Origin of the sequence: Desulfuromonas sp. (genome assembly GCA_002869615.1) — a bacterium.
GTDB lineage: Bacteria > Desulfobacterota > Desulfuromonadia > Desulfuromonadales > UBA2294 > BM707.
Genome location: PKUH01000033.1, coordinates 21,601 through 28,380 on the forward strand (window position 1 = coordinate 21,601; position 6,780 = coordinate 28,380).

The 6,780-nt window shown below is 50.8% G+C and carries 6 protein-coding genes; 5 read left to right on the forward strand and 1 reads right to left on the reverse strand.

Annotation, left to right across the window (positions count from 1 at the left end):
* Positions 1-88 precede the first annotated feature (88 nt).
* From C0623_04110 to C0623_04120, 3 genes are all read left to right on the forward strand, one after another.
* The gene (locus C0623_04110) at positions 89-922 is read left to right on the forward strand and encodes a hypothetical protein (GenBank protein ID PLY02178.1); all 834 of its coding nucleotides are present in this window, start codon (positions 89-91) and stop codon (positions 920-922) included.
* Complete coding sequence (locus tag C0623_04115; protein ID PLY02179.1) at positions 919-2,436, forward strand: hypothetical protein; 1,518 nt, start codon at positions 919-921, stop codon at positions 2,434-2,436. Before C0623_04110 ends, C0623_04115 begins: the two co-directional genes overlap by 4 nt.
* A gap of 74 nt (positions 2,437-2,510) precedes the next feature.
* A complete protein-coding gene (locus C0623_04120; GenBank protein ID PLY02180.1) occupies positions 2,511-4,106 on the forward strand; it encodes a hypothetical protein in 1,596 nt (531 codons plus the stop codon).
* 54 nt (positions 4,107-4,160) lie between these two features.
* Here C0623_04120 and ggt read toward each other — a convergent pair whose 3' ends face one another.
* The gene (gene ggt / locus C0623_04125; protein ID PLY02183.1) at positions 4,161-5,882 is read right to left on the reverse strand and encodes a gamma-glutamyltransferase; all 1,722 of its coding nucleotides are present in this window, start codon (positions 5,880-5,882) and stop codon (positions 4,161-4,163) included.
* Positions 5,883-5,988: 106 nt separating this feature from the next.
* On the opposite strand from ggt, the gene C0623_04130 reads away from it, so the two are divergent.
* Both C0623_04130 and C0623_04135 read left to right on the forward strand, forming a co-directional pair.
* Positions 5,989-6,630: a hypothetical protein gene (locus C0623_04130; protein ID PLY02181.1), complete on the forward strand. Its 642-nt coding sequence runs from the start codon at positions 5,989-5,991 to the stop codon at positions 6,628-6,630.
* 20 nt (positions 6,631-6,650) lie between these two features.
* The coding region (locus tag C0623_04135; GenBank protein PLY02184.1) for a PilZ domain-containing protein at positions 6,651-6,780 on the forward strand (130 nt) is incomplete at its 3' end.

Below are 6,780 nucleotides of genomic sequence, written 5' to 3' on the forward strand. Positions count from 1 at the left end.
CCTGTCATACAAATCCCGGCAATTATCTTAGAAAAAAATAATTACCCGACTTATTGACTAAAGTATTTTTGGGATTATAATCCCAATTATGAAGAGCAAGATTGAACATAAACTGCAAGCGGCCGTTGTCAGGCTCCTCAAACCGTTGGTCCGCATCCTGTTACGAAACGGGGTCCCGTTCGGGGTTTTTGAAGAACTCGCCCGCTGGACCTACGTCGACGTTGCATTCCAGGAGTCGAGCCTGCCCGGCCGCAAACTGACTGATTCACGCGTTTCGATCATTACCGGTCTTTCGCGCAAGGAAGTGAGTCGGCTCAAGAAGATCGATGCTCCTGAAGATAACGAAGCAGCATTACGTTTCAACCGCGCCGCCCGGGTCATCGGCGGCTGGACCCGCGACCCACGCTTTCTGGATATGAGCGGACAACCTGCAAAACTTTCCCTGCAGGAAGGCGAAAATTCTTTTAATGATCTGGTTCGGGCCTACGGCGGTGACGTGCCGACGCGGGCCGTTTTCGATGAATTGCTCAGGGTAGGATCGATTGCCTCAACCGGTGAAGGGACTGTTGAACTCGTCGATCGCGCTTATGTTCCCAATACCGGTCTTTCCGAAAAAATAGAGATCCTCGGAACCGACGTCGGCGATCTGATCAGTACGATAGATCACAATATCGAAGCCGGCAGCGATCCGAAACGTTTTCAGCGCAAGGTCGCCTACGACAATATCCCCGAAGAAGCGGCTGCCACATTCCAGGTTGAAAGCGCCGAAAAGGCGCAACAACTGCTGGAAGAGTTTGATCGCTTCCTCGCGGCCCAGGATCGCGACCTCAACCCGGGCAAAAAGGGGACCGGCCGCAAACGGGTCGGTATCGGTGTTTACTATTTCGAAGAAGATAAGAAGAAGGAAGGTGAGTCGTCATGATGAATCGTCAATTCAAACTATTCACAGCTATCGTTATCGTCCTGTCCCTGACGATCATCACCGCCTGCGGCGGCGGTGGCGGCTCGGTGGCCGGTGGCGGCATCGGCGGAACCGGGATGATTGCTTCAGGAAGCGTAACCGAGAAGGGAAGTATAACTGTTAACGGAGTTAAATATAATGTCGAAGGCGCAAGCTTCGAGCGCGAAGACGAAGCGCCAATCATCCTTCCTGACGAAAGCGAAACTGAGACCCGTGTTGGCATGGTGCTCGAGGTCGAAGGTGAACTAGGTACGCCGAATAAAGCCTTTACGATTCGCTACGAAGATATCGTTGAAGGACATATCGATTCACTTGTCTCGGCGACGACCGAAGTAAAAGTTCTCAGTATCCTTGGACAGCAAGTCATTGTTGAAAACGGTTTGACTCAATTCGACGGATCACTTGCATTCGCATCTATCGAATTAGAAGGCGGGTTCATAGAGGTCAGCGGGTTCAGACGAGCAGACGGCAAAATTCAGGCGACCTATCTGGAAGACAGAACCTCGGCAACGCCGGCCGGCCGACTGGAAGTGAGGGGCCCGGTGACTGTCGTTGATGCTGATACCTTCATGATTGGCAGCCTCATGGTCAACTACAGCGGGACACCTGTCTTAACTGATAATACTGTTGTTGAAGTAAAAGGCGCCAGCTACACGAGTCCGACCCTCACTGCCTCGTCTGTTGAAATAGATACGACCCCTGGCTTGAGTTCTGAGAATTTTGACAATGCGGAAGTAGAGGGCTTCGTCCAGGGAAGTGAACCAATCAACCCAGGCGACACCTTCTTTGTGGATGGTCAAGATGTACTTTACGATGCCTTCACCGTTTTTGAAGGTGGCACAGCGGCCGACTTAGTCAATGGCACTAAAGTCGAGGCCGAAGGAGCTCTCTCCGGAGGAGTATTAACTGCTGATAAAATTACTTTCAGGGAAAACATCCGCATTGAGGGAAACGCCGTCAGCGTTGCGGGGACAGGACTGAATGGACAACTTCAAATACAAGGTCTAAATCATCCAACTTATCCGGATATTGTTATCGTATTCAGCGAAGGTGTAACGGAATTTAACGGGATTAACGATCTCATCGATCTGCAAAGCACATCCAATAATAATATTCGTGTACGGGCACGTTATTCGAGCATTGGAAACAATCTCGTTGCAACACGTATTGATAGCAGAGGGGCAGAAGATTCTATCTTGATTCTTCGAGCCCCTGCAACTTCAGCTGATTATGCCAACGAAACATCCATCGTTCTATTAGGGGACATAACCGATCCAAGTGATCCGTTAACAACTATCATCAATACGCCTTTATCGGGAATGGCCTATTCAGACGAAACAGACAATATATTCGCGAATGGTCGAGCTGGGTTTTATTCCGCCCTAACAATCGGGCAAGAAATCAAGGCAAAAGGATCTATTAATACTGTAGTCACGAATCCCGTTCCAACATGGACGGAACTACAACTTGAGTAATAAAAACTGAAATCATCTTATTGAATTGATATTGGTTGATAGGTCTCCACGGGAGGATTGAAAGGAGACCAAAAATGAAAGCACAAATAAAAAGAGTAGAACTGGCAAGTAAAAATTGGTGGACAGCTGTCCTGAATCTTGTTGTCCTGAGCATCGCAATTGTCATTCTCTCCGCCTGTGGCGGTGGTGGTGGCGGTGGCGGAACAACTGCCGGCAGTTCACCCGGCGTCACCAGCGGTGAAATCGAAGCCTTCGGTAGCATTGTAGTTAATGGCGTCAAGTTTGAAGTTGAAGGCGCTGAAGTCGAATTTGAACACGGCGTTACAACCATAATCAACAAAGACGATCCCGCTCGCACTCAAGAAGCACTCCTTCATGAAGGCATGCAGGTCGAAGTCGAGGTCGAATTCAATGATGATGGCCAGACTGGCACGGCAACCCGGATTATCATTGACGATGAACTCGAAGGTGAAGTAAAGACTCCCAACAGGTCGCCTAACGGTGTTGTAACCTTTACGGTATTAGGACAAACAGTTATCGCCATCCCCGGTATCACCACTATTGACGACACCCAGTGGGCGCAAGATCCCTCGAATATCGCAGATGGTGAATTTGTCGAGGTACACGGCCTGCCAGACGGCAATGGTAATATTCAAGCAACTTACATTGAGTTCAAGGCGGCTGACCTTGCAGGGTTTAACTCTCTTGGAAACGAAGGTGAGTTCGAGGTTACCGGTTTAATCGACAATGGGACCTTCGTTCTCGATAGCTATTTTGAGTTAAATGGTCAAGGAGTCAATTACGCACCTTCAGTTGTACTTGAAGGGATCGCTCTGGCCCCAGGCATGATGGTTGAGGTCAAAGGAACCTTTAATGCAAGTGGAGATGTCGACGCAAGAAGTATTCATATTGAAGATGGTCTTGGAGATAATTTTGTAAAAGTTGAAGTCGAAGGTCTGATTAGAGGACTTCCAGTAACACCAGGAACGAGTGGAAGCTTCAACATTGGCGGACAAGCTGTTGAGTATTCAGCTAACACCCTTTATTTCGGTGGAACCGTAGCAGACCTTGCTAACGGTGAGAAAATCGAAGCAGAAGGACCAATAGTCAATAATGTCCTCGTTGCAGTTAAAATAAAGTTTAAAGACAGCTTCCGATATGAAGGAACGGCTACTTACAATGCATCACAAGACACATTTACCATTAACATACCGACACCGACGCAAAATGTTTTCCAAACCATGACTGTTGTCTATGACGCAAGCGTTGCACGGAACGATTCCAGCTCTGCACTGAACGCTGACATAACAACAGAGTTTGAAATCAGAGCGCGGCAAGTCCTTAATCACTACCTCTTTGCTACCCGGGTAAAGGATGGGAATGGGAATAGTGACCGCCAAACTTTTGAAGCACCGGTTATGGCGATTAACGGTCCTGAAATTGAGATTCTCAAAGCTTCAGGTGGTGGCGGGATCATTCTTTTCGATACATCAAACCCAAACCTGTTAGATACGCCATTAAGCAACTCTGACTTCGAAATTGAGACGAATGACAGCAATCAGAAAGTAACACGCGCAACCTTCTTTGCAACACTCACAGAAGGGCAAACCGTTAAAGCTCGCTACGATTTGGGAGTGGAAGATCAAATCGAAATCGAACTTGATGAATAACCAACATCATCAACGGCCAACAAAAAAGGCGGGGCATTTGCCCCGCCTTTTACTTTAGAAACCGGCCGCCAAGCCATCCCCTCTTTTCAGATCATGCACCCCGACCTTACGACCATCCGGCAGAACCATAATCGCATTGACCCGACCGAGGACTGATCTTTTCTTCAACTCGTGGCCAAGCGTCAGCAGCTTCGCTTGCGTCTCCCGGTCGAAAGCTCCCGGCTCGTGATAAATGACGTCCGGCAGCCACTGGTGATGGAACCGCGGCGCCGCGACCGCCGCAGCGAGTGTCATCTTACGGTCGATCACATTGCTGATCACCTGGGCAACGGTGGTGATAATCGTCGAGCCGCCCGGCGAACCGACCACCAGGAAAAGCTCGTCATCTTTTTCGACGATGGTCGGCGTCATTGAACTGAGCATCCGCTTGCCCGGCTCGATGGCGTTAGCCTCGCCGCCAACCAGGCCAAACTGGTTCGGCACGCCCGGCTTGCTGCTGAAATCGTCCATTTCGTTATTCAGGAAAAAGCCGGCGCCTTCAACCATGACCTTGGAACCGAATGATCCGTTGAGGGTCGTCGTCACCGACACGGCATTCCCCTCGGCATCGACCACCGAGAAGTGGGTCGTCTCCAGGCTCTCGGCCGGCGGCAATGTTCCGGCGGAAATCTCGTTTGAAGGTGTTTTCTCGGCCATGGAGATCGGAGCAAACCTGCTCTGCAGGTAGGAACTGTTCAGCAACTGCGCAACCGGCACGGAGACAAAATCGGGATCACCGAGATAGACAGCCCGGTCGGCATAGACCCGGCGCTCAATCTCGGTCATGACGTGGGAACGCCGCCAGTCCTCCTGTCCCCAGTCGCGTAGCGGCCACGCCTCCAGTCCATGCAGGATCTGCAGCAGGGCAACGCCGCCGCTTGAGGGGGGCGGCATCGAGATGATCCGGTAGCCGTGATAATTTCCACTGACCGGCTCGCGCCAGACCGCGTGATAGCGATCAAGGTCATCCTGTGAGAACAGGCCACCACCCTGTTCCATCTCGGCGATCAATTTCGCCGCCGTTTCTCCGGCATAAAAACCGGCCCGGCCCAGATCACGGATCCGGACCAGGGTCTCGGCCAGGTCATTCTGAAAGATCCTGTCTCCCGGCCGCCACGGACGATCAAAACGGACGATGGGCGGCGGCATTCGGTTGAGCTCCGCCAGCATCCGCTGATAGCGATTGAACTTTTCGGACTGGCGTGGCGTCAATTCAAAACCCAGACGCGCCAGACTGATGGCTGGCTGAACAATTCTTTCCCAGTCAAGTCGACCGAAACGCCGATGCAGTTGGACCATGCCGTCGACCGTGCCGGGGACTCCGGCGGCAAGGTGCCCGTCAAGACTCAGCCGCGGAATCACATCTCCATCCGGATCGAGATACATGTTACGGCCCGACGACAATGGTGCCTTCTCGCGAAAATCGAGGGCATCGGTGCTGCCGTCGGAAGTCCTGACAACGGCAAATCCGCCGCCGCCGATATTACCGGCCCCGGGGTAAGTGACTGCGAGGGCGAACTGAACAGCGACCGCCGCATCAAAGGCGTTGCCTCCGTTCTGCAGTATTTCAACCCCGACCCGGGTCGCTGCCGGATGATCGGAAGCGACCATGAAACTGCCGTCAGCAGTCAGGCGCGCATCTTTATCACCCGGTCCTGCTGTTACACAAGAGGTAAGGAATAGAATGCAAAAAAGGATTATCGCAACGTTCAACTTTGAGTAAACCTGCTGATTCATACTATTACTATAAGGGACTGTCGAGACTTCGCAAGCCCCTTCCCCGGCTTGACCGACCCGATAGCTCTGATAACCTTTATATGAATTTTGCAAACGGAGAGCGATCATGAAAAAGTCATTTTATATATTTCTCCTCAGCCTGTTAATGATGCCGATGATCAGCACCGCTGAAACAACGAGGCTGCCGAGCGACACGTTTTTCAACTATCAACTTCCCGGCGCCAATTGGCAGGCGTCAACCGAACCACCGCAACTGGCAATCGATGCCATGTATGTTGATCTCGTGCACGGCAAGGAGAAAAAAGGGGAAGTGTATGACCCTGAAAAACTCCGAACAATGTCGGTCGAGTTCCTTAAGACCAACAACCTTTATATCTACAATGAAGACACCGAAGCCTACCTGATGGTCAGCATCTCACCGTATAACGAGAAGGAAGGGATCCCGACAAAACGGCAGATAAAATCGTCGGCAAAATGGGCCCTCAACGCGATTACCGAACATGCCGAGGTCAGCGATCTGTCATCCTATTCATCGTCGGTCGAAGATATTGACGTTGAGGGAATGAAATACGCCGCAAAAATTGATGCCAATTATCCGTTGTTTGGCGACCCACACCATTTCACAGGCATCATCGGATATTCTCATCCATACTGGGTCTTTCTCTATTACAATGATAAACTCAAGAGGGAGCAGGATCTGGTTGAAATGAAAAGACTGCTCAACTCGATTGAATTTTCGACGAAGTAAAAAAAAAGCGAGGCCATAACATGCAAGAGAAACGAAAATTTCACCGCGTTCCCTTCCAGTGCCAAACCCAGGTCAAATGCGGCAATAGAACATACAGCGGGGAGCTTCTCGATATTTCAATGAAGGGAGCCCTGCTTCTGGTCCGCGATC